This is a genomic window from Mesorhizobium sp. P3_A10, assembly GCF_056403175.1.
Window position 1 is genome coordinate 359,350 of record NZ_JBFUFZ010000003.1, and the last position, 22,489, is coordinate 381,838.

The following is a 22,489-nucleotide window of genomic DNA, read 5'->3' on the forward strand; positions in this document are numbered from 1 at the left end:
ACTACTCTATGTCTTTGTTTTTACGCAATTCCCAAGGGAAATCGCAACGCGATTTTCCCGGGAAAACCGCTCACACTTTTCCTGGAATTGCTCTAGTCGAGAGCCAAAAAATGGCCGGGAAAACCGGCCATTTCTAACGAATTTTGTTCCAGCTGAACGCTTCAGTCGTCGCGATAGACTTTCTCGCGGCGCTCGTGGCGCTCCTGCGCTTCGATCGACAAGGTGGCGATCGGACGCGCGTCGAGCCGCTTCAGTGCGATCGGCTCGCCGGTTTCCTCGCAATAGCCGTAAGTGCCTTCGTCGATGCGCTGCAGCGCGGAATCGATCTTCGAAATGAGCTTGCGCTGGCGATCGCGGGCGCGAAGTTCGATGGCGCGATCGGTTTCCGAGGAAGCTCGATCGGCAAGATCGGGATGGTTGGCGTTTTCCTGCTGCAGGATTTCGAGAGTTTCGCGCGCTTCGCGCAATATGTCGTTCTTCCAAGTGACGAGCTTCAGGCGAAAGTAGGATTTCTGCCGCTCATTCATAAACGGCTCGTCTTCGGAGGGTACGTAATCGGCGGTAACGATGTCGTTCATTCGACTCACCCAACAACCCCAAATTTTGCGCCTATATATTCGCCGTCCGACGCCTGCACAAGCGCAATCGGCCGCAGTCTCACGCAAAAGTTAATGTTGGGCGGACTGGCGCCGGCAACAGCTTTTGCAACAAGGGTGCGGCCAAATTCCCACATGATTCGTTGTGCTTGAGGGCGCCAAGCCATTGTGCGCGGGCCTTTCTCATGGCTAATCCTGCAATGTCATTGCTAGACTTTGCGGCGCCAATGAGGGTTCGGTGAGCAGACTTTATCTGTTGAGGCATGCCAAGGCCGGATGGGCCCTGCCCGGCGTGCGCGACTTCGATCGTCCACTTGACGCGTCCGGCATCGCCGATGCCGAGGTGATGGGGGCGGCCATGCGGACCCGCAACTACATTCCCGACATCACGCTTTGCTCCAACGCCAAGCGAGCCCGCCAGACGCTGGAAGGCCTTGCCGGCCATACCGATACCGGCCGGGTGCTGTTTTTCGACACGCTCTACAGCGAAGACGCCGCCGGCTACCTCGGCATCATCCGCAGGAATGGCGGGCCGGGCTCGCTGCTGGTCATCGGCCACAATCCGATGACGGAAGATCTCGCCATGGCGGTTTCGGGTGACGGTGACGAGGCTGCGAGGGGAATGCTCAACCACGGTTTCCCGACCTCCGGTCTTGCCGTCGTGCGGTTCAACAGCAATCTCGCCGAAGCCGCGCAAGGCACAGGCTATCTCGAGGCCTTCCTGACCCCCGCCGATCTCTGAGACCATTACAAAGCCCTGATGCAGAGCCTATATCGGAACTCACCGAGGCCCCGAGAGAACCGATTTGGCATCATCGCTGACCACTTTCACCGACGAAGCGCGGATTGCCCTGGATACGCTGTCAGGGCGCGCCGCCGGGCTCTTTGCTCCGTCTCTGCGGCTGGGGGTCACCGGCCTCTCCCGCGCGGGCAAGACGGTGTTCATCTCGGCCTTTGTCCACAATCTGATCCATGGCGGGCGCCTGCCGCTGTTCGAGGCGCAAAGGTCGGGGCGCATCGCCCGGGCTTTCCTCGAAGAGCAGCCGGACGATGCCGTGCCGCGTTTCCAGTACGAGGATCACATCGCAGCCCTGGTCAACGACCGCGTCTGGCCGGACTCGACACGCGCCATTTCCGAACTGCGGCTGACCATCGAATTCGAATCGGCTTCCGGCTGGAACCGTATGTTTTCCCGAGGAAAATTGTCGATCGATATTGTCGACTATCCGGGCGAATGGCTGCTCGATCTGCCATTGCTCGGCAAATCCTTCGCCGATTTTTCGCGCGAAGCGTTCGAGATGGCGGCGCTGCCGGTGCGCGCCGACCTGTCGCAGGAATGGCGGGCACTTGCCGCCACGATTGATCCCAATGCCGACGCCGACGAGATGACGGCACGTCGCCTGGCCGAGGGCTTTGCCGCCTATCTCAAGGCGTGCAAGCTCGACGAGCGGGCGCTTTCGACCTTGCCGCCCGGCCGCTTCCTGATGCCCGGCGACCTGGAGGGCTCGCCGGCGCTGACTTTTGCGCCGTTGCCGATCCGCAGCGACCGGCGGCCGCGCTCCGGATCGCTACAGGCGATGATGGAGCGACGCTACGAGGCCTACAAGACGCATGTCGTCAAACCGTTCTTCCGCGAACACATCACCCGTCTCGACCGCCAGATCGTGCTGATCGATGCCATGCAGGCCCTGAACGCCGGTCCTGGCGCCATGGCCGACCTGGAACGCGCCGTCACCGAAATCCTTTCCTGTTTTCGCCCCGGCAGGGGCGGCTTTCTCACCGACCTGTTTTCACGACGCATCGACCGCATATTGGTGGCCGCGACCAAGGCCGACCATCTGCATCACGAAAGCCACGACCGGTTGCAAGCGATCGTGCGGCGGCTTACCGACCGTGCCGTGGCGCGGGCGAACTTCACCGGCGCCGATGTCGATGTGGTCGCCTTGGCCGCCGTGCGGGCGACCCGCGAAGGCACGGTCAAACAAGGCCGTGAAACGCTGCCGGTCATCATCGGCATCCCATTGAGCGGCGAAAAGATCAATGGCGAAACGTTCGATGGAGAAGCCGAAACAGCCATATTTCCCGGTGACTTACCGGAGAAAATTGACGCCGTTTTCGACATTTCCGAGCCGGACCATCGGCAGAACAATGACGATCCGGCGATCCGCTTCGTGCGCTTTCGCCCGCCAAAACTCGAGCGCACGGCCGAAGGCGTGACGCTGTCGCTGCCGCATATCAGGCTCGACCGTGCCCTGCAGTTCCTGATCGGAGACCATCTGGCATGACCGCGCCCCGCAAACCCGCGGCATTCCGCATCGAGCCGGAGCCCGCAACCAGGCAAGAGGCGGCAAACCATCGCGCGCAAATCGAGGCAGGGCCGGCGCGAAAGCCGCGCACGGTAAAGACCGACGTCGCTGTTGTCGTGCCGGCGGAGATCGACGTCTTCGACGAGCCTGACATCATTGCCGCCGAACCGCCGCCCGCCACCGCGCCGCGCAAGCGGTCGCTGCTTGCCAGCATCTTCTTCGGCGCGTTCGGCGTTCTGGTTTCGCTGGCCGTCGGCCTCTGGACCGACCAGCTGATTCGCGACCTGTTCGAGCGTGCCCAATGGCTGGGCTGGCTGGCCGCAGGGATGGCGGCCATCGCAGCGCTGGCGCTTGTGATCATCCTTTTCCGCGAGTTTTTGGCGATTGCCCGTCTCGCCGAGGTCGAAAAACTGCAGAAACGTGCGCTGGATGCTGTCGCGCGCGACGATCCTAAGACCGCGCGAAGCGTCGTCGACGAGCTTTCGGCCTTTGTCGCCGCCAAGCCCGAAACCGCGGCAGGCAGGCGCTCGCTGGCCGAATTGCGCGGCGAGATCATCGATGGCGGCAATCTGGTGCGCCTGGCCGAGACCGAAATCCTCGGGCCGCTCGATATCAGGGCCAAGATGATGATCCTCGAAGCGGCAAAGCGCGTATCGCTGGTGACGGCGGTCAGCCCGCGCGCAATCGTCGATGTCGCCTATGTCGTGTTCGAAGCCGGGCGGCTCATTCGCCGCCTGTCGGAGCTCTATGGCGGCCGGCCGGGCACGCTGGGCTTCTTCCGGCTGGCGCGCAGCGTTCTCGCCCATCTGGCGGTCACCGGCTCGATCGCCGTCGGCGACAGCTTTGTCCAACAGATCGTCGGTCACGGCCTTGCCGCCCGGCTTTCAGCAAAACTCGGCGAAGGCGTCGTCAACGGCATGATGACGGCACGCATCGGCATTGCGGCAATGGAAACGGCGCGGCCCCTGCCCTTCATTGCCGGCAAGCGACCCGGCATGGGCGATTTCCTCTCGGCGCTGACATCGTTTGCAACCAAAAAGGAAGAGGAAACATCGGCTCCCGGCAAGTGACGGTCACCAAGCATTAACCAATCTTGTTCATGGTCAAACCAGTTTCACAACAGCCTCCTTGTTGCCGGGTGTCGTCGATGAAAAGCGTAATTCTGTCCACCGTCCTGCCCTTGACGATCGCGGCTGCGGCACCGCTGGGTCTGGCCGGGAAGGCGTTTGCGGCAGAGCCCGACAAGCAGTTCTTTCACACGGTCGAAGGCAAATGGGTCGGCCCGGGTGAAATTGTCGCCGGCAAGTACAAGGGCACGAAATTCACCTGCAATTTCGACGGTTCGACGCCTGACGGCACAACCGGCATGACGCTTGACGGCGACTGCCGGGTCGGCATGTTCACGCAGAAAATGTCGGCGACCGTCGAACGCAAGGGGCGCGACGGCTACAAGGGCAATTTCATGGGTGGCGCTGCCGGTACCGGCCTCGACATCATCGGCGGCAATGTCGTCGATGCCCGCAAGGTCGTCTTCACCATCAATCGCAACCAGTTGCGCGGGGTAATGCAGGCCCGCATCCCTGACGACAATTCGATGACCGTGACGATTGCGGTGCGCGTCGATCAGCAATTGGTGCCGGTCATCGGCATGAGCCTGAAGCGGGTCGATGCCGTCGAAGTCGGCTCCATCGCGCCCAACTGAAAACCGTTCCTGAACGCAAAAAGAGGCGGCAGCCAATGGCCACCGCCTCCTTTCAAAGCAACCAGATCAGCGCTTTGCTCAGCCCTTGATGGCGGCAAGCACGTCGTCATAGGCCTTGCAGGCCTCGGCCGCCGTGGTGGCGCCCGAATATTTGGTGGTCACGGCCTGGACCTTGGCGGTGAGATCGGCCGCCTTGGACGGATCCTTGGTGATCGCCTCCTGCAGGGCGGTCGTCACATCCTGAGCCTTCTTGGTCAGCATTTCCGTCGTGCACTCCGGCGCCTTAGAACAGGCCGAACCGGCAAGCGCCGCGATGCCAACGGCAACAAGCAAAAACTTCTTCATGTCAGTCATCTCCTCAGAAAGGCCGCGACTTGATCGTCGCTGGTCCTCCAATGGCCGAAGCCGAATGTCCTTAGCGCCCGATTGTGGCAACACGCAACGCAACCGGCGCGTAAACTTGTGTAACGCCGCTGCAACATCGGGGCGGCCCCGGATTCAGGCCGCCTAATGCATGTCGCCCAAAAGTGCGCAGCGGTTTTGGGACAACGACATGCATATGAGAAACAACCTAAAGCGCGTCGCGCTGAACGGCCTCATGCGACGCGCTTTAGGTCAATTGAAGCAGGGTTCAGCCGCGAGGCTGCAGCAGCGCCAGCACGGCTGTCGATGCGGCAAGGACTGCAGTCAGGGTCAAGGGCGCCGTGGCACCGTAATTGTCTACGACGTAGCCACCGACAACCGCGCCGATGGTGATGGCAATTTGGAAAGAGACGACCATCAGGCTGCCCGCTGCTTCCAGCGCATCAGGTGCCGCGCGGGACAGATTGGTCGGCAGCACCACCGGCCCCATGCCAAAGGCGAAGCCCCAAAGCGTAACGAATCCGAAGGCAGCGCCAATGTGCACGCCCCAAAGCACCAATGCCAGCGCCGCAAACGCCATCAAAGCGGCGGTGACCGCGAGAGCCACGCGGATATTGGCGTCGGCCAGGCGGCCGCCGGCAATATTGCCGATCACAGCGGCGATGCCAAATCCGAGCAGGGCCAGGGCGATTGGCCCGGTTGCAAGGAGCGTCACGTGTTCGAGGAAGGGGCGCACATAAACAGAACCAGCAAAGTGCCCGGTCATCAGCAAAACAATGGCGAGCATGCCAAGCTGAATGCCACGCCGGCGCGTCAGCCGAAATACGTCTGCAAGACTATTGCTTGCTGTTGCCGGCAAGGTCGGCAGGCTGAGAAACTGCAGCAGCATGGCAACCACGGCCAGCCCCGCTGTCATGGCCATGGCGCTGCGCCATCCCAGCCAGTCGCTGATCAACGCGCCCATCGACGGTGCTGCAATGGTGGCGAGCGAGACGCCAAGGGTAACGATAGCCATGCCCCGACCTGTCGCATTGGCGCCAACCAGCCTCGCCACGACGGCAACCGAAAGTGCCCAGAACGCGCTGAGAGCGATGCCCAGCCCGGCCCTGCCTAACAACAACAGCCAGAAATTGGGCGCCAACGCTGCAAGAATATTGGAAGCGACCGCCAAGGCCATAAGGCCAACCAGCACCGTCTTGCGGTTCAATCGGCCGATAAGAACATTGCTCAACATGGCCGTCACGGCGCCGACCGAGGCGGTGGCGGTGACGACCTGTCCGGCTGTTCCCTCGCTGATGCCGAGATCGCGCGCCATTGGGGTCAACAGACCTGCCGGCAGGAACTCGGCCGACACCAGAGCAAAGCTGGTGGCCGCCAATGAAATGACCGCAAACCAGGTGGCTGCGCTCCATGCGGATGGCGCATCGGCGTCAAGGCCAATCGCGGCGTCTTCAAGCTGTAATGTTGTGTCAGTCACGGGAGGATCTCCAAAGGTTGGAGATCTTAAATAGGCGAGTCCGCCCGGATGATATGTACCTTAAAATCCGAAATTCATATCTATTCGTCCGGGAATTGTGCGGCGCACAACGCCCGGGGAGACATTGGTGATGCGCTTGAACGCGCGAGCGAAGGATGCCTCGGAATCATAGCCCAAACGGGTAGCGACTTCGGCAACCGACATGCCGTTTTGCCCCAGCAACTCCCGGGCAAGCTGCATACGCAGGCGGGCGAGATAGTGTGCGGCACCCTCCCCCAAGACAGCGCTGAAACGCTCGGCGAAAATCGAGCGCGATTGGCCTGCCACACCGGCGAGGCTTCCCAGCGTCCAGTTATGGCCGGGGTCTCGGTGCATGGCCGCCAGAGCGCGGCCGATATGGGGGTCGCGGATGGCTGCGAGCCAACCGGTGGTCAAAGCGCCATTGCAATTGACCCAACAGCGGATGAGCCGGGCCGTCAGCAAGTCCGCCATACGCGACAGAATCGTGGCGCTGCCCATCTGCGGTTGTGCAGCCTCCACCGTCATGGCCGCCAGCAAAGGGCCGACGACCGGGTCATTGCCGGCCACGTCGCAACCCTTGATGATAGGCGGCATCAACGTGATCAACGGGTTGAGCGCATAGGAGCCCAAGGCCATCGAGCCACAGAAAAGGGTGCTTGGCGCGCCCGTTCCCTGCCTTACCACCTCGCAGACATTGCCCCCCAACTTGGTCACCTGGCAGCCTTCGAGCGAGTCGCCTGCAACGTCCGGCGCGCTCGCCAGCCGGTGGGCGATGCCTTGCGGCAGCAGCACCAGATCGCCATCGCGCAACTCCTGCCAGCCTTGCGCTTCGGTGTGAATCCAGCACGGACCCTGGCCGACAAAGTGAAACCGAAGCAACTGTTGTTGCGGAAATTCTATGCTCCATGGATGCCGGAGCTCGCAGCGGCCATAGTTGACGCCACTCAATCGAAAGTCTTGCAGGACTTCGCTGAGCGCATCCATCGGGATATGTGACGGCGGAGATGGCCGGGACGAATGGTCAAGCATTTAGCAGATATAGATGCCGAACGTCCGGCAAGCAAGCGATGACCGTTGTTCCACCAGGGGAATCGCTTCAAACGCACCCTACCCTTCCTGGCAGGCTTCTCGCCCTTGCCTCCCGCTCCAACTGCATGCAAGGAGTGCTGCGAGAGACAGGGACAAGAGGCATGGCAGCGGAAGTATCGGGCAGCGATCTCATTCAGGTGGTGGCGCTGCTTGCCGCAGGCGTCGTCGCCGTACCGATCTTCAAACGCATGGGGCTGGGCTCCATCCTCGGCTATCTCGCGGCCGGCGTGGTCATCGGCCCGTTCGGCATCGGCGTCTTTTCCGAATCGGAATCCATTCTCCATGTCGCCGAACTCGGCGTGGTCATGTTCCTGTTCATCATCGGGCTGGAGATGCAGCCATCGCGGCTCTGGGGTCTGCGCCGGGAAATTTTTGGCCTCGGCGCACTGCAGGTCGGGGTGTGTGCGCTGCTGCTGACCAGCGTCGGACTTGCCGGTGGTTTTCCGATCGCGCAGTCCTTCGTCGCCGGCGCAGGCTTTGTGCTGACGTCGACCGCGATCGTCATGCAGCTTCTCGAAGAACGCGGCGAAATGGCTTCCCCCAAGGGACAGCGCATCGTTTCCGTCCTGCTGCTCGAGGATCTGGCGATCGTGCCATTGCTGGCGCTGATCGCCTTCCTGGCGCCGGGCGGTGCCGATATGAGCCTGACGCAACGGCTGACGGAAGTCGGCATCGGCCTTGCCGCGATCGTCGGACTGGTGGTGGCCGGGCGTTATCTGCTCAATCCGTTCTTTCGTATCCTGGCGGATGCCCGCGCCCGCGAGGTGATGACCGCAGCCGCCCTGTTGGTCGTGCTCGGTTCGGCGCTCGCCATGCAGCTTTCCGGCCTGTCGATGGCGATGGGCGCCTTCCTCGCCGGCGTGCTTTTGTCCGAATCGACTTTTCGCCACCAGCTGGAGGCCGACATCGAGCCATTCCGCGGCATCCTGCTCGGGCTGTTCTTCCTTGCCGTCGGCATGTCGCTCGACCTGCATGTGGTGGTCGAGAACTGGCGCCTGGTCGCCATCTACGTCGTTGCCTACATGGTGATGAAGGCGCTTGGCATCTACATCGTCGCCCGCTTGCTCAAGACCGGTCACCGGGAAGCGCTCGAGCGCGCCGTGTTCATGGCGCAAGGCGGCGAATTCGCTTTCGTTCTTTATTCCGCCGCAGCGGCGGTCGGCATCATCGACAGTCGAGCCAATGCGACGCTGACGGCGATCGTCATCATCTCGATGGTGCTGACGCCGCTGGCGATCATCGCGCTCAAATATTTGACGCCGCGCGACGAGCAGTCGCTCGAAGGCGTCGATATCGCCGACGGCCTCACCGGCAGCGTTCTGGTCATCGGCTTCGGTCGCTTCGGCCAGATCGCCAGCCAGCCACTGCTGCTGCGCGGTATCGATGTGTCGATCATCGACAATGATGTCGAGATGATCCAGGCGGCCGCCGATTTCGGCTTCAAGGTCTACTATGGCGACGGCACCCGGCTGGACATTCTGCGGGCCGCCGGCGCCGGCCGGGCTCGCGCCGTGCTGGTCTGCGTTGACAAGGCCGATGCCGCCGTGCGCATCGCCGAGCTCGTCAAAGCGGAATTTCCGCTGCTGACGGTGCTGGCCCGCGCCTTCGATCGCGGAACCGCGCTGCAGCTCATTCGTGCCGGCGTCGACTTCCAGCTGCGCGAAACCTTCGAATCGGCGCTCATTTTCGGCGGTTCCACCCTGGAAGCGCTGGGTGTCGACCCGGAAGACGTTGCCGAGGTGATCGAGGATGTGCGGCGCCGCGATGCTGCCCGTTTCGAGATCCAGCTGGCTGAAGGTGTCCGCGCCGGTCGGCGCTTCCTGAAAGGCAACATCAACACGCCGATACCGACGCCGCTTACCCCGCCACGCCGCCCTGGCCAGGCGCTCAACGAAGAGACGGCCGGCGTGTTGCACAAATCCGAGCCTGCGGGGGAGTAAGCCAATGACCGAACTGGATGAACGGGCGCTCGCCGTCACCACATTCTGGCGTCAGGCTGGAGAGGATGCGTGGTTCGAGAAGAACGAGTCCTTCGATGCCGACTTTCGCAACCGGTTCCTTGACCTGCACCTAGCCGCCGCCCGGCGCGAATGCGACCACTGGGGCGACCATGCCGAAGGCTCGCTGGCGCTGATGATCCTGCTCGACCAGTTTCCGAGAAACTGTTTTCGCGGTACCGGCCACATGTGTGCCACCGACCCGCTGGCCAGGCATTTTGCGGCCAAGGCGATTGCCGCCGGCCATGACCTTGTGCTCGACGAAGACGTCCGCGTCTTCCTCTATCTGCCCTTTGAACATTCGGAACTCCTCGCCGACCAGATCAGATCGGTGGAACTGACCACCGCCGGGGCCTCGGAATACCTGAAATATGCAGTCGAGCATCGCGACATCATCCAGCGTTTCGGCCGCTTTCCGCATCGAAACCGGATGCTGGGCCGCGAGACGACACCGGACGAACAGACGTTTTTAGACGGCGGTGGATTTTCCGGCTGAGCGTTCGATGCCAGGCCGTCAGGCCAGCCACCAGTCCCGGCCTGACTGCAATCGCTCGATGCCTGAAATGTCGACAGCGCCCAGCCGTTCCGACACGCTCCGGCCGCCAACGGCGAGGCCAGGTGCAATTTCGGCCAGCGGCGCCAGCACAAAGGCGCGTTCCAGCATCCTGGGATGCGGCACTTCCAGCCCGGTCTCGTGGATGATCCGGTCGCCGAACACCAGGATGTCGATATCGATCAGCCGCGGCCCCCAGCGTTCCTCGCGCACCCGCTTCAGTCGGCGTTCGGCGTCGAGACAGAGATCGAGCAGCGCGCGTGGCGCCAGCGTCGTCGAAATTTCAGCCGCCGCATTCAAGAAATCCGGCTGGTCGAGCTTGCCCCAGGGTGGCGTGCGATAAAGCGAGGAGACGGCAACGACGCGCGCTTCGCGATCGCCATCCAGCATGCGCAGCGCCGAACCCATCGACTTCTCGGGATCGCCGAGATTGCCGCCAAGGCTGAGATAGACGGTGTTATTCGGGCCAGACAACGGTCACCTCGACGTAATCGAGCACACCGGGCACCGGCGCGTTCGGTTTGCGCACGGTGATCTCGGCCCTTTTGATCTGCGGAAAACGCGCCGTAAGCGCCCGGGCAACCTCCAGCGCCAGCGCCTCGATCAGAAAGCGCCGCTGCCCGGTGATGATCTTTTCGATCACTGCGAAGGCGATGCCGTAGTTGACGGTGTCGTTGATGGAATCATCGACCAGGGCGCTGCCGGGGTCGACGGTCAGTGCCGCATCGACATAGAAGCGCTGGCCGAGCTTTTCCTCCTCGTCCAGCACGCCGTGCCGGGCAAAGAAAGCGCAATTCTTCATGCGGATGACATACATCGCTCAGCGTCCTGCCTGGCCTGTTTCGCGTGCCAGCATAGCATCGGCGACGGCCAGTGCGTCCACGTTGATTGCGACATCATGGACGCGAAACAGATCGGCGCCTTTCAGCCGCAGAATGACGCTGGTGGCGGCTGTTCCGGCGGCCCTGTCCATGGCGTCGCGACCGGTGACATTGCCGATGAAGCGCTTTCGCGATGTTCCCGCCATCAGCGGAAAGCCGAGCGCATTGAGTTCGGCAAACCGCGCCATCAGGTCGAGGTTTTCCTCTGCCGTCTCCTTGGCGAAGCCGAAGCCCGCATCGAGCACGATATGCTCGTCGGCAACGCCGTTGTGGCGGGCAATTTCCAATGATTCCCCGAGAAACAGGAACTGGTCGGCGATCACGTCGGGCAGCTTCTCGCGATTGCGCCCGGTGTGCATGATGACCAGCCCGGCGCCGGTCTCGGCGGCGACACGGGCAATGCCCGCTTCGCGCTGCAAGCCCCAGACATCGTTGACGATATGCGCGCCGGCGGCGACGGCAAGCCGCGCCGTCGCCTCGCGATAGGTGTCGACCGAGATCAGGGCTTCACCCAGTCCGGCGAGCGCCGCGATGACCGGCAGGATGCGGGCCTGCTCTTCCCCGGCGGTTACCGGTGAGGCACCGGGGCGGGTCGATTCGCCGCCGACGTCGATGACGGACGCCCCCTCCTCCAGCATGCGACGCGCCTGGGCCAGCGCCTGATCGGGCGTCGCGAACAGACCGCCATCGGAAAAACTGTCCGGCGTGACATTGAGGATGCCGACGACCACCGCCTTGCCGCCAAGGTCGAGATGGCGCCCGTGCGCCAGCTGCCATCGCCTTGTCGTCATTGTCCATCAACCATGTGTGATCTGCCCGAGATCAATTCCGTTGCGCCGGGAACGGCCGTAAAGCAAGGTGGCTGAAGAGGCAACATGATGAAACGACCCCTGCTGTGCGCCCTGATGCTCGCTTTGACCGCCTTGCCGGCGGGTGCGGCTCAACTGGTGAAGACATATAGCTACTTCGCCATCGGCGGCAGGACGCTAGAGGACATTGAGAGCCAGCTGTCGAAACACGGACCCCAGGTGAAAAGCACCGGGATGCGGCATCCGGGCGCCACCCAGATGGCGTTCACCACCCGTATCAGCTACGCGCAAACGGCCAAATCCTGCGGGATCGCCGACGCTTTTGTAACCGTCAAGGTCAAGGTCATCCTTCCCGAGTGGCGGCGTCCGCGCAAAGCCGATCCGGATGTAAGGCTGTTCTGGGACACGCTCTCGGCCGACATCAAGCGCCACGAGGAACGCCATGTCGAAATCGCCAAGAACCACGCCCGTGAACTCGAGAATGCGTTGCGGGCGGCTTATCCGCAGAAGAGCTGCGAAGCCGCCAAGGCAAAGGCCGCCGACATCACTGCCACTATCCTTGCCAGGCATGACCAGGCCCAATTGCAGTTCGATCGCGTCGAAAGCGTCAATTTCGAAAGCCGAATCCTGCGACTGCTGCGCTACCGCCTCCAGCGTATCGAGAGTGGCCAGCTGCCACCGGCCTGAATTTCGCCAAGCAAAAGAGTAGCATCGACGGCAAGCCAATTTCGCCGAAGCGTAGAGCCAGCGCCGAAAAACTTTCGAGCCCCCGTCGAAATTGGCCTATACGGGACGATATATGTCGGGGTCGCGAGGGCGCGATCTCCAGAGCACGAGATGCAATCAATCGACGCGGCAGACGCACCCGATCGGCCCGGCCAGCGGCCTTAGGAAGCGCCCGCAAGCACATGGACGACCCAGCATGGACCAGGCTGTCGACAAGCAAACGATGGTGGAAGCCGGCACGCCGCTGAGCGAAAGCGAGAAAAACGCCATCATCGCTGGCGTGCTGTTGTCGATGCTTTTGGCAGCCCTTGACCAGACCATCGTCTCGCCGGCCATGCCGACGATCGGGCGGGCGCTCGGCCATGCCGAATATCTGCCATGGATCGTCACCGGCTACCTCTTGACCGCCACCGCCGTGGCGCCGCTCTACGGCAAGATTTCCGATGTCTACGGGCGGCGGCCGACGGTCTATGCGGCAATCCTGATCTTTCTCCTGGGATCGCTGGTCAGCGCCATGGCGCCCAACATGCTGGTCCTGGTCATCGGCCGGGCCATCCAGGGCGCCGGCGGCGGCGGGCTGTTTGCCCTGGCGCAGACCGTTATCGGCGACCTCGTGCCGCCGCGCGAGCGGGCGCGCTATGCGGCCTGGATCGCCGGTACATGGGCTGTCGCCAGCATCGCCGGACCGCTGCTTGGCGGCACCTTTGCCGAACATTTGCACTGGTCGCTGATCTTCTGGATCAACATTCCGCTCGGCCTTGCGGCGATGGCAATCATCAACAAGCCGTTGAAGAAACTGCCGATCGCGGCAAAGCATCATAGCATCGACGGCCTCGGCGCGGTGCTTCTGGTCGTGGCAACGGCGCTGCTGTTGCTGGCGCTGAACTGGGGCGGCAGCACCTATCCCTGGGCGTCGCGCGAAATCCTTGGGCTCGTTGCCTGTTCGGCGGTTTTCTGGGTCGCCTTTGCGCTGCGCCTGCTGCGCGCGGCCGAACCGCTAATCTCGCTCGAAGTGCTTGGCAATCCGATTGTTCGGGCCGGTACGCTTTCGATGTTCATGCTGCAGGCCGCCAATATCGGCCTTGCGGTCTATCTGCCTGTCTATCTGCAATCGATTGTCGGTTTGTCGGTGAGCCAGTCGGGCATCGCCATGCTGGGGCTGCTGCTCGGCACCGTGGCCGGTGCGACATTCAGCGGCCGCACGATCCCGCGCTTCGTCCACTACAAGCGGATCGCGATGGTGGGAGTGACATTCGCCATACTGTGCCTGGGCTTGCTCAGCCTTGTCGCCGAACATGCCTCGCTCGTGCTGGTCGAAGTGCTGACCATCTGCATCGGGCTGGGCTCGGGAACAACTTTTCCCGTGGTCACGGTCTCGGTTCAGAACGCCGTCGACCGCATGCATCTCGGTGTCGCCACCGGCGTGCTGACGTTCCTTCGCTCGCTGGGCAGCGCGCTCGGCGTCGCCATGCTCGGCGCCGTCGCCCTGGGCTACGGCCTGCCGCTTGCCGGCGAAGGCACGCCGGCCGCCGGGCAGGTCATATCGGGACTGCCATTCGTGATGATCTTTCTGGCCGCCGCAGCGACGCTGGTCCTGGCGCTGGTGATGCTCGCGCTGATGCCGGAAAAAGTGCTGCGCGGCAATGACGAGACCGCGGCTCCGATCCTGGCGGAATAAGGTCCCGCCTTCAATCGTGGACGCCGAGCTTCTTCTGCAGGCTGGTCGACGACGTTGTGTACTGGAATACGATGCGCTCGCCAGGGCTGATGATGCGCTTGGCGGCCTGCGCCATCAGCGCCACCTCATGGAAGCCCGACAGGATCAGCTTCAGCTTGCCGGGATACCAGTTGATGTCTCCGACGGCAAAAATGCCGGGCACCGAGGTCTGGAATTTCTCGGTATCGACCGGGATCAGGTTCTCGTGGAGATTGAGCCCCCATTCGGCGATTGGCCCGAGCTTCATCGTCAGGCCGAAGAACGGCAGCATGCGCGTGCAAGGCACTTCGACATCGCCGTCAGGTCCCTTGATGATTGCCGAAGCGAGCTGGCCGTCGGCACCGGTCAGCCCGGTCACCTGGCCGACCTGAAAATCCAGTTCCTTCAACTCCTGCATGGCGTACATCTTGTTGACGCTATCAGGCGCGGCGCGGAATTCCGGGCGACGGTGCACCAGCGTCACGCTCTTTGCCACCGGTTGCAGGTTCAGCGTCCAGTCGAGCGCTGAATCGCCGCCGCCGACGATGACGAGATCATGGCCGCGGAAATCCTCCATGCGGCGCACCGAATAGAAGACGCTTTTGCCCTCGTAGGGTTCGATGCCCGGAATGGGCGGCCGCTTGGGCTGGAAAGAGCCGCCGCCGGCGGCAATCACCACCACCTTGGCCTCAAACACCTCGTTCTCGTCGGTGGAGACACGAAAGCTGCCGTCCTCGAGCTTTTCAAGGCTGGAGACCATACGGTTGTAGGTGAAGTCCGGCTTGAACGGGTGGATCTGCTCGAGCAGCTTGTCAACCAGGCCCTGCGCCGTGATCAGCGGCCAGCCGGGAATGTCGTAGATCGGCTTTTCCGGATAGAGTTCGGCGCATTGTCCGCCGGGTCGATCGAGAATATCGATCAGATGGCACTTCATGTCGAAGAGGCCGAGTTCGAACACGGCGAACAGGCCGACAGGCCCTGCCCCGACAATCAGTACGTCCGTCTTGATAATATCGGTCATGCGATGCGCCTCGATGCGGAAACCGCGCGACACTGCATGACCATGGGCCTGCTGCCAAGCTGCAGCAGAAAAAAAGCCGGCTCAGCCCTGGCGGGCGGGCACGCGTACAAGCAGGCCGTCGAGAGCGTCGCGCACCTTGATCTGGCACGACAGCCGTGAGTTCGGCTGGACGTCGTAGGCGAAGTCCAGCATGTCTTCCTCCATCGCTTCCGGCTCGCCGACCTCGGCCGTCCATGCCTCGTCGACATAGACATGGCAGGTCGCGCAGGCACAGGCGCCGCCGCATTCGGCCTCGATGCCCGGCACCGCATGGCGAATTGCGTTTTCCATGACGGTCGAGCCGTTTTCGGCATCGACGTCGAAATGAGTGCCGTCATGGGCGATGAAGGTCAGCTTGGTCATTTGTCACCTGAAGGGAGTTCCAGCCGAGATAATCACTCCGGCAGACAAGTCAACTGTCGCGAGAAAGCGGCGCTGCGTGACGTTTTTTAGGGAAAACCGATTTCAGCGACTGATGGCGGCGATGAAATCGCGCACTTCCTCGATCAAAGTGCCAAGACGCTTGAGGGTTCTGACGTCTTCGGGCTGACGTTCGATGTCGGTTGCGCAGTCGGCGATGGCGAAGGCTCCGACCCCTCGCGCCGAGCCCTTCAGCCCATGCGCCAGAAGCAGCCGTTCCCGCACGTCGGCGTCGACTATCTTGTCGCGGACGGAAAGCGCCTGCTGTACGAACAGCGCCAGCACTTCCTGCTCGAGGCCCCGGTCACCCATCGTCTGACGTGCAAGATGGGTCAGGTCGACCGGCCGCGAGCGACCCGTTCCCGACACATCGCCGCCGGGCATTGAAAAGGCAATGCCGCTTTCGCCGCGTACCAATTTGAAACTCCTTGTCTCGATCGCCCAAACCATCGATCGCTCGAAAACCTAGGCGATTTCCGTAGCTATCGCGTTAATGAATGGCCCGGAAAATTGTTGCCGTAGAGGCCGCGAAATCACGTTCTTGTTAACCTTATATTTAAAGTTTTACGTATCTCGCGGAATGCAGGTTTTCTTTACCCCTGTGTGTCATTACGATACGAGGGGTCCATTTTCAGCCTCCTGCATGGGATAAGACAAGCCAGAATCAGGCCAAACCAAAAAAGTCCCGCGGCAGCTAGTACAGGGTAGCGAAGGCATGGCGAAGAAACCAACGACGACCAGAACGCTTGACAGCGACGTAGCCAGGGAACTCGAAAAAGCACTCGATCTGGATCTAAGCGCAGACGGTGGCGGCGACCTCGATATCGCCGCGTCGATGGAAGACCTGGAAGCGCAGATATCGCAAGCCGCGGACGAATTGGCGCGCGAAGGCCGCAGCCCGCAACCCGCCGCCCCTGCCCCCATTCAGAGCCAGAACGCAAAACCTGCCGCCAAGGCCAAGCCGGCCGAATTGCGCCCTGTGGAAACCCGCAACAGCTCGCAGCCGGCCGGTTTCGCACCAGCCAATGACGACCGTCAAAAAGACTACAAGTCGCTTCTGCATACCCTCAATCGCCGCGCCTCGAACACGATCTACTGGGTCGTGGCATTCGTTTCGCTGGCCTGGATTGCCGGCGCCGGCGGCCTGGCCAATCTTCTGTTCGGGTCCAGCATCTGGAAAATCCGCACGCTTGACCAGTTTCTCGCCCGCCCCGAGCTGATCGGGCTGGCGGTCGCGGCGATCGTCCCCATCATCCTGTTCTGGGCATTCGCGGCGATGATCCGGCGCGCGCAGGAAATGCGCATTGCCGCCCAGTCGATGACCGAAGTGGCCTTCCGCCTGGCCGAGCCGGAAAACCTCGCTCAGGATCGTGTCATGATGGTCGGGCAGGCTGTTCGCCGCGAGGTGGCGGCCATGGGTGAAGGCATCGAACGCACGCTGGCGCGTGCCGTCGAGCTCGAAACCCTGGTCCACAGCGAAGTCAACCAGATCGAACGCTCCTATTCGGAGAACGAATCCCGCATCCGTTCGCTCGTCGACGGGCTCGGCAGCGAGCGCGAAGCCGTTGTCACCCACGCCGAGCGGGTGCGCGCCTCGATCACCGGCGCCCATGAGACGCTGAAGGATGAAATCGGAGCTGCCAGCGACATCATTCGCGACTCGATCCTCAACGCATCGACCAAATTGTCGATGACGATCACCAATTCCGGCGACACGCTGATCGACAGGATCAACGAAAGCTCGATGTCGATCTTCGATTCCGTCGAAGGCCGGCTCGATTCGATCACCGACCGGCTGTCGACCTCCGGCGAGGCCTTCGCCAGCCTTCTCGATACGCGCATTGCCAAGCTGACGGACACGACCGACGGTCTCACCCGGTCGCTGACCGACCTGCTCGACGACCGCACCACCGGCATGGTGTCGCTGCTCGGCGGTGCCGCGCGCACGCTCAATTCCGAATTCGAAGCCAGCCTCAACGGCATCGAACGGACGCTGGCCGAGCGCGGCCAGGCGCTGATCAGCGAATTCCAGACCCGCGCCGAGGCACTGGACACCGGCACGCAGAAACTCAATGCCGCTCTCGAAGCCCGCGCACGCCAGATCAACGAGACCTTGGTTGAGCGCGCGCGTGAGATCGCGCACACATTCGCGGAGAGCAAGGACACGCTGTCGGCGATGATCGATCAGGGCAAGACCCAGATCGGCGCCGACATGGCCGACATCGTCTCGTCGACCTCGTCGATGCTCGAAGCCCGTGCCAGCGATTTCGCCGGCCGCATGGAAGCGGCCCGTCATGTCGTGTCGCGTTCCTTCGACACCGATATCCAGCGGCTTGCCGATGCCCGCGTCGGCATCGAGGAGGCGGTCGAAAACCACAGCCGCAAGCTTTCCGAAAGCCGGGACCGCATGGCGGTGGCAATGGAGGCCGATCTGGCGAAGTTCGCCGAAGGCCGCGCCGGGATCGACGCAGCCGTGACCAACCAGGTTCAGAAGCTGGCCGAAGGCCGCAACCTGATCTCGCGCGCTCTCGAAGAGGATCTGCGCAAGGTCAACGAGTCGCGCGCCGCCATCGACGCTTCGCTCGGCAGCCATCTCGAGCGGCTCGAAGACGGCCGCAACCGGCTGTCCCAGGCCTTGAATGAGGACTCCGGAAAACTGGTGCAAGCCCGTACGATCATTGACGAAATGGTTGCCGGCCATGTCGGCAAGCTTGCCGAAGGCCGCAACATTCTTTCGCGCGCTCTCGAGGCCGATCTCGGCAAGCTGGCCGACAGCCGCGCCAGTGTCGACGGTCTGGTCGCCAGCCAGGTCGAGAAGATCGCCGAAGGCCGCGCCATTCTGACCAAGGCGCTGGAAAGCGACATTATCGGCATCAAGGGCGTGATCGAGAATCATTCGGCGAAACTGGCCGAAGACCGGACCGAGCTCAGCAGAGCGCTGGAGAGCGATCTGTCGGGCATACGCAATCTGATCGAAGGTCATTCGACCAGGCTCGCCGACGACCGCAGCCTGCTGTCGCAGACACTCGAAGCCGACCTTGCCAAGCTGGCGGAAGGCCGGTCGAGCATCGACGGGCTGGTCGCTGGACAGGTCGAGAAGCTGGCCGAGGGCCGCGACATCCTCAAGCGCGCGCTCGAAGCCGATCTGAATACGATCAAGAGCACCCTCGCCAGCCAGTCTGAAAAACTGGCCGAGGATCGCAGCCAGCTTTCACGCGCGTTGGAAACCGACCTGCAGGGCGTGAACAGCATTGTCTCCGACCATATGAACAGGCTTGCTCAGGATCGCTCGACCCTGTCAAAGGCGCTCGAAGACGATCTCGCCAAGCTGGCGGAAAGCCGCTCCAGCATCGACGGGCTGGTCGCTGGCCAGGTCGAAAAGCTGGCCGAGGGCCGCGACATTCTCAGGCGTGCGCTGGAAGCCGATCTGAACATGATCAAGGGCACCATCGCCGACCAGTCGCAGAAGCTGACCGAAAACCGTTCTGAGTTCGCACGGGTGCTGGAAGCCGATCTGGAAAACGTCAACGGCCTCCTCCAAGGCCACAGCGAAAGGCTCGTCCAGGATCGTTCGACACTGTCAAAGGCGCTCGAGGACGATCTCGCCAAACTGGCGGAGAGCCGTTCCAGCATTGACGGGCTGGTCGCTGGCCAGGTCGAGAAGCTGGCCGAGGGCCGCGACATCCTCAGGCGCGCGCTCGAGGCCGATATGCAGAAGCTTGCGGCGAGCCGCAGCGAGGTCGACGACATTATCGCCGGACATGTCGGCAAGCTGGCCGAAGGCCGCAACATGCTGACCCGTGCCCTGGAAGAAGACCTCGGCAAACTCGCCGATACGCGCAAGGACGTCGACCTTTCCCTGTCCGGGCATATCGACCAGATTGCTTCCAGGAGCACCGATATCTCGGCTGCAATCGCCGCGGATGTCGAGAAGATCGAGCAGGCATTCAGCCGGCAGACCGGCATCATCGAGGAGCGCGCCGGAACCATGGAGCGTGCGCTGTCGGTGGGTGTCGACAATGTCCGCAGCGTGCTTGAGAAAAGTGCCGTCTTCGTCGCCGGCGCCTTGCGCGAGAAGGTCATGGAAGTCACCAGCGCTCTGCACGAGCAGGCGGGTGCGGCCTTCAGCGATGCCGACCGCAAGATCGCCGAACGCGCCGAGCAGACTTCGGCGGCCCTGCTGGCCAGGGCCGAGGACATCGCCCGCACCTTCGAGGAGGCGGATCGCCGTCTGCATGCACGTGCCGAGGACACGTCGAGCGCGCTGCTTGCCCGGCATGACGACACGCACAACACGTTGCTGGCTCGCGCCGAGGCGACGGCCGAGCAGTTGGCCGCCCGCGCCGGCGAAATCGCCGGCACCTTCGACGCGGCGGACCAGAAGCTGGTTGCCCGTGCCGTCGAGACGGCGCAGTCGCTGGCCGCACGCGCCGGTGACATCCTGCGCAATTTCGAAGGCGCCGACCAGCGGCTGAGCATGCGCATCGGCGAGTCGGCCGAGGCGCTGGCGTCACGCGCGTCGGATCTCGGCCGCATCTTCGATGCCGCCGACCAGCACCTGCTCTCGCGCATCGCCGAAGGTTCGGAAGCGCTGTCGTCGCGTGCATCCGAAATCGCCCGCATCTTCGACGATGCGGACCAGCGCCTGGTGTCGCGCATCGCCGACAGCAGCAGCGCGATCGGTGGGCACGCCGAGACCATTGTCGGCGCCTTTGCCAGCACCGAGCAGAGGGTTGCCGACCGTGCACGCCAGACCGGTCAGGAACTGGCCGTCCACGCCCGCGAGATCGAACAGGCGCTGGCCGGCGCCGACGAGCGCCTTGCCTCGAGCGCCGCTGCTGCGGCCGCCCGTGTCGAGGAGCAGATCGCCAGCGTCGAAAACCGCCTCGCCTACACCACCGAGACGATGGGCCAGAGGCTCAACGAGCAGGTTTCGGGCGCCGAGGCTCAGCTGGTTTCGCGCGCCAATGTGATCGCGGAAACCTTCACCGCGGTCGGCCAGCATATCGGCCAGAGCACCAACGATGCCGCCAAGACCATCGGCGCCAACACCCGCGAGCTCAACACCATGCTCGCGTCGCGTTCCGCCGAGATGGCAAAAATCCTCGACGAAACGGCGCGGCCGCTGGTCGAACGTTTTGCCCAGGGCGGCTCGGAACTGCAAAAGAGCATGGAAGAGGTCACCGAACGTGCGACCGAAAGGCTGCGCAGCGAAAACGCCGCCCTCGTCAACGCGCTCGCCAGCCGTACGGCCGAAACCTTGTCGGCCGTCGAAGGCGCGCGCTCGTCGCTCTCCGACAGTGTCGCCGATCTCATCGGCCGCATGTCCACCTCCAGCTCGCAGCTCGGTGAGCTCATCGAGCAGGCCGCGGTCAATCTGGGTCAGGTCGACGAACGACTGAGCGGCAGCACACAGAGCTTTGCCGCAACAACGGAAAAGGCCGCGCAGACCTTTGCCAGCTCGGCACGCCTGGTCGATTCGAACACGACACGGCTTACCGAACTGTCGTCGTCGACCTTGCGCGAGGTCGCCTCGATCGCCACCAAGTTCGACGAGCACAGCCGCTTGCTGTCCAGCGCTTCGGACCTGTTGAGCTCGGCGCAGAGCAACCTCGAACATACGCTCGAGCGGCAGTCGTCGCTTGAGGACCTCGCCGTCGGCCTGGTCAAGAAGTCGGAGGATCTCGAAAAGGTCATGCGTTCGTTCGAGAGCCTGGTCGGCCAGACGATGCAGAACGCCGAAGGCAGAACCATGGAATCGGCGGAAAAGATTCGGACCGCCATTTCCGAGGTCGTCGATTCGGCGACAACGCGCTTCGCCCAGGCCACCGAGGAGATCCGGCGCACGGCCGGCTCGATCAAGAGCGAGCTCGACCTTACCCGCGCCGAACTCAAGAAGGGCGTCATCGAGATGCCGGAAGAGGCCAAGGAATCGACCTCTGCCATCCGTCGCGCCGTTGCCGAGCAGATCAACGCGCTGAAGGAACTTTCGGATATAGTTGCGAAATCGGGCCGCGGAAACGACAATTCCGAGCAGCGCAACCTGCGTCCGGCGCCGCAAGCCCCTGTTCAACGCCCCGCCGAGCCGCAGCGCCGTCCTCCGGCGCCGCCGCAGCCGCAAGCGGAGCGTCCGGCGCCTCAGGCACCGTTGGGCGGCACCGCACTGCGCGGCACGCTCGACCTCGAGCGCCCGACCGAGACGGCCCAGCGCCAGCGCGATCAAAATGCCCGTACGCCGCAAGGCGGCTGGGTGCGCGATCTCCTGACCGGGGCTTCGCGCGAGGAAGACGCCCGGCCCGCCGCACCGGCGGAAGCACCACGCTCGGCTCCCGCCCAGCGCTCGCCGCTGCATGTCATGGAGTCGCTCAACTCGCTGTCCGTCGATATTGCGCGGGCCATCGATCACGATGCTTCGATCGAGCTCTGGAACCGCTACCGGCGCGGCGAGCGTGACGTGTTCACGCGGCGCCTCTACACGCTGAAGGGCCAGCAGACGTTTGATGAAATTCGCCGCAAGTATCAGTCGGAGGCGGAGTTCCGCGCTGCCGTCGACCGCTACTGCGACGATTTCGAGAAGCTGCTCAAGGACGTGTCGCGCAACGACCGTGACAACATCATGGCGCAGACCTACCTGACGTCGGACACCGGCAAGGTCTACACCATGCTGGCGCACGCCAGCGGCCGGTTGCATTGATCAGCCGGTAGCCGAAAGCAAAAAGGCGGGCCTTGGCCCGCCTTTTTTCATTTCCGATTTCCATCTTGGCCTGACATCGGGAGGCGAATTGCCTTCCTG

General features: G+C 62.9%; 19 protein-coding genes. 9 read left to right on the top strand and 10 right to left on the bottom strand.

Annotation, left to right across the window (positions count from 1 at the left end):
- Positions 1-161: 161 nt before the first annotated feature.
- On the bottom strand, positions 162-578 hold the full coding sequence (gene dksA / locus AC1DXU_RS14680) for an RNA polymerase-binding protein DksA (protein ID WP_006202025.1): 417 nt from the start codon (positions 576-578) through the stop codon (positions 162-164).
- Between the two features lie 256 nt (positions 579-834).
- Between dksA and AC1DXU_RS14685 the strand changes: the two genes are divergently transcribed.
- From AC1DXU_RS14685 to AC1DXU_RS14700, 4 genes are all read left to right on the top strand, one after another.
- Positions 835-1,338, top strand: coding sequence for a SixA phosphatase family protein (locus tag AC1DXU_RS14685; protein WP_477369509.1), 504 nt, complete (start codon positions 835-837; stop codon positions 1,336-1,338).
- A 64-nt stretch (positions 1,339-1,402) separates the two neighbouring features.
- The gene (locus tag AC1DXU_RS14690; protein ID WP_477369511.1) at positions 1,403-2,881 is read left to right on the top strand and encodes a YcjX family GTP-binding protein; all 1,479 of its coding nucleotides are present in this window, start codon (positions 1,403-1,405) and stop codon (positions 2,879-2,881) included.
- Entirely contained in the window at positions 2,878-3,972 is a 1,095-nt protein-coding gene (locus tag AC1DXU_RS14695; RefSeq protein ID WP_477369513.1) for a YcjF family protein, read from the top strand. Before AC1DXU_RS14690 ends, AC1DXU_RS14695 begins: the two co-directional genes overlap by 4 nt.
- Positions 3,973-4,049: 77 nt before the next feature.
- Positions 4,050-4,604: a hypothetical protein gene (locus tag AC1DXU_RS14700; RefSeq protein ID WP_477369515.1), complete on the top strand. Its 555-nt coding sequence runs from the start codon at positions 4,050-4,052 to the stop codon at positions 4,602-4,604.
- 78 nt (positions 4,605-4,682) lie between these two features.
- Here AC1DXU_RS14700 and AC1DXU_RS14705 read toward each other — a convergent pair whose 3' ends face one another.
- The 3 genes from AC1DXU_RS14705 to AC1DXU_RS14715 all read right to left on the bottom strand — a co-directional run bounded on the left by AC1DXU_RS14705 (position 4,683) and on the right by AC1DXU_RS14715 (position 7,494).
- Positions 4,683-4,949, bottom strand: a complete 267-nt coding sequence (locus AC1DXU_RS14705; protein ID WP_477243021.1) for a hypothetical protein — start codon at positions 4,947-4,949, stop codon at positions 4,683-4,685.
- A gap of 286 nt (positions 4,950-5,235) precedes the next feature.
- Positions 5,236-6,444 carry an MFS transporter gene (locus AC1DXU_RS14710; RefSeq protein WP_477369517.1) on the bottom strand — a complete coding sequence of 403 codons (1,209 nt, stop codon included), beginning with the start codon at positions 6,442-6,444 and terminating at the stop codon, positions 5,236-5,238.
- Positions 6,445-6,504: 60 nt separating this feature from the next.
- Positions 6,505-7,494 carry an AraC family transcriptional regulator gene (locus tag AC1DXU_RS14715; protein WP_477369519.1) on the bottom strand — a complete coding sequence of 330 codons (990 nt, stop codon included), beginning with the start codon at positions 7,492-7,494 and terminating at the stop codon, positions 6,505-6,507.
- A gap of 161 nt (positions 7,495-7,655) precedes the next feature.
- Here AC1DXU_RS14715 and AC1DXU_RS14720 point away from each other — a divergent pair, with 161 nt between their 5' ends.
- Positions 7,656-9,494: a monovalent cation:proton antiporter-2 (CPA2) family protein gene (locus tag AC1DXU_RS14720; RefSeq protein WP_477369521.1), complete on the top strand. Its 1,839-nt coding sequence runs from the start codon at positions 7,656-7,658 to the stop codon at positions 9,492-9,494.
- A 4-nt stretch (positions 9,495-9,498) separates the two neighbouring features.
- Positions 9,499-10,047 (top strand): DUF924 family protein, encoded by a 549-nt coding sequence (locus AC1DXU_RS14725; RefSeq protein ID WP_477369523.1) that lies wholly within the window; start codon positions 9,499-9,501, stop codon positions 10,045-10,047.
- Positions 10,048-10,065: 18 nt separating this feature from the next.
- On the opposite strand, the gene folK is transcribed toward AC1DXU_RS14725, so the two are convergent.
- Genes folK through folP form a run of 3 tightly spaced genes read right to left on the bottom strand, consistent with a single transcriptional unit; the run spans position 10,066 to position 11,776 of the window.
- Positions 10,066-10,578 (bottom strand): 2-amino-4-hydroxy-6-hydroxymethyldihydropteridine diphosphokinase, encoded by a 513-nt coding sequence (gene folK / locus AC1DXU_RS14730; protein ID WP_477369525.1) that lies wholly within the window; start codon positions 10,576-10,578, stop codon positions 10,066-10,068.
- Positions 10,562-10,921 carry a dihydroneopterin aldolase gene (gene folB, locus AC1DXU_RS14735; protein WP_477243014.1) on the bottom strand — a complete coding sequence of 120 codons (360 nt, stop codon included), beginning with the start codon at positions 10,919-10,921 and terminating at the stop codon, positions 10,562-10,564. The genes folK and folB overlap by 17 nt, the downstream gene beginning before the upstream one ends.
- A 3-nt stretch (positions 10,922-10,924) precedes the next feature.
- Positions 10,925-11,776 (bottom strand): dihydropteroate synthase, encoded by an 852-nt coding sequence (gene folP, locus AC1DXU_RS14740; RefSeq protein ID WP_477369527.1) that lies wholly within the window; start codon positions 11,774-11,776, stop codon positions 10,925-10,927.
- Between the two features lie 84 nt (positions 11,777-11,860).
- On the opposite strand from folP, the gene AC1DXU_RS14745 reads away from it, so the two are divergent.
- Positions 11,861-12,481, top strand: coding sequence for a DUF922 domain-containing Zn-dependent protease (locus AC1DXU_RS14745; protein WP_477369528.1), 621 nt, complete (start codon positions 11,861-11,863; stop codon positions 12,479-12,481).
- Positions 12,482-12,716: 235 nt separating this feature from the next.
- Positions 12,717-14,198, top strand: coding sequence for an MDR family MFS transporter (locus tag AC1DXU_RS14750; RefSeq protein ID WP_477369530.1), 1,482 nt, complete (start codon positions 12,717-12,719; stop codon positions 14,196-14,198).
- Between the two features lie 10 nt (positions 14,199-14,208).
- Here the strand turns inward: AC1DXU_RS14750 and AC1DXU_RS14755 are convergent, their stop codons facing one another.
- The 3 genes from AC1DXU_RS14755 to AC1DXU_RS14765 all read right to left on the bottom strand — a co-directional run bounded on the left by AC1DXU_RS14755 (position 14,209) and on the right by AC1DXU_RS14765 (position 16,080).
- Positions 14,209-15,237: an NAD(P)/FAD-dependent oxidoreductase gene (locus tag AC1DXU_RS14755; RefSeq protein ID WP_477369532.1), complete on the bottom strand. Its 1,029-nt coding sequence runs from the start codon at positions 15,235-15,237 to the stop codon at positions 14,209-14,211.
- A gap of 81 nt (positions 15,238-15,318) precedes the next feature.
- Positions 15,319-15,639 carry a 2Fe-2S iron-sulfur cluster-binding protein gene (locus AC1DXU_RS14760; protein ID WP_477243009.1) on the bottom strand — a complete coding sequence of 107 codons (321 nt, stop codon included), beginning with the start codon at positions 15,637-15,639 and terminating at the stop codon, positions 15,319-15,321.
- A gap of 102 nt (positions 15,640-15,741) precedes the next feature.
- The gene (locus AC1DXU_RS14765; RefSeq protein ID WP_477317749.1) at positions 15,742-16,080 is read right to left on the bottom strand and encodes an Hpt domain-containing protein; all 339 of its coding nucleotides are present in this window, start codon (positions 16,078-16,080) and stop codon (positions 15,742-15,744) included.
- Positions 16,081-16,411: 331 nt separating this feature from the next.
- Here AC1DXU_RS14765 and AC1DXU_RS14770 point away from each other — a divergent pair, with 331 nt between their 5' ends.
- Positions 16,412-22,390 (top strand): kinesin, encoded by a 5,979-nt coding sequence (locus AC1DXU_RS14770; RefSeq protein WP_477369534.1) that lies wholly within the window; start codon positions 16,412-16,414, stop codon positions 22,388-22,390.
- The last annotated feature ends 99 nt before the right edge of the window (positions 22,391-22,489 follow it).

Excerpts from the sequence above, each read along its gene's own strand:
- dksA (WP_006202025.1), bottom strand. The coding sequence starts at position 578 with ATGAACGACATCGTTACCGCCGATTACGTACCCTCCGAAGACGAGCCG.
- AC1DXU_RS14695 (WP_477369513.1), top strand. The coding sequence starts at position 2,878 with ATGACCGCGCCCCGCAAACCCGCGGCATTCCGCATCGAGCCGGAGCCC.
- AC1DXU_RS14700 (WP_477369515.1), top strand. The coding sequence starts at position 4,050 with ATGAAAAGCGTAATTCTGTCCACCGTCCTGCCCTTGACGATCGCGGCT.
- AC1DXU_RS14705 (WP_477243021.1), bottom strand. The coding sequence starts at position 4,949 with ATGAAGAAGTTTTTGCTTGTTGCCGTTGGCATCGCGGCGCTTGCCGGT.
- AC1DXU_RS14715 (WP_477369519.1), bottom strand. The coding sequence starts at position 7,494 with ATGCTTGACCATTCGTCCCGGCCATCTCCGCCGTCACATATCCCGATG.
- AC1DXU_RS14720 (WP_477369521.1), top strand. The coding sequence starts at position 7,656 with ATGGCAGCGGAAGTATCGGGCAGCGATCTCATTCAGGTGGTGGCGCTG.
- AC1DXU_RS14725 (WP_477369523.1), top strand. The coding sequence starts at position 9,499 with ATGACCGAACTGGATGAACGGGCGCTCGCCGTCACCACATTCTGGCGT.
- folB (WP_477243014.1), bottom strand. The coding sequence starts at position 10,921 with ATGTATGTCATCCGCATGAAGAATTGCGCTTTCTTTGCCCGGCACGGC.
- folP (WP_477369527.1), bottom strand. The coding sequence starts at position 11,776 with ATGACGACAAGGCGATGGCAGCTGGCGCACGGGCGCCATCTCGACCTT.
- AC1DXU_RS14745 (WP_477369528.1), top strand. The coding sequence starts at position 11,861 with ATGATGAAACGACCCCTGCTGTGCGCCCTGATGCTCGCTTTGACCGCC.
- AC1DXU_RS14750 (WP_477369530.1), top strand. The coding sequence starts at position 12,717 with ATGGACCAGGCTGTCGACAAGCAAACGATGGTGGAAGCCGGCACGCCG.
- AC1DXU_RS14755 (WP_477369532.1), bottom strand. The coding sequence starts at position 15,237 with ATGACCGATATTATCAAGACGGACGTACTGATTGTCGGGGCAGGGCCT.
- AC1DXU_RS14760 (WP_477243009.1), bottom strand. The coding sequence starts at position 15,639 with ATGACCAAGCTGACCTTCATCGCCCATGACGGCACTCATTTCGACGTC.
- AC1DXU_RS14765 (WP_477317749.1), bottom strand. The coding sequence starts at position 16,080 with ATGCCCGGCGGCGATGTGTCGGGAACGGGTCGCTCGCGGCCGGTCGAC.
- AC1DXU_RS14770 (WP_477369534.1), top strand. The coding sequence starts at position 16,412 with ATGGCGAAGAAACCAACGACGACCAGAACGCTTGACAGCGACGTAGCC.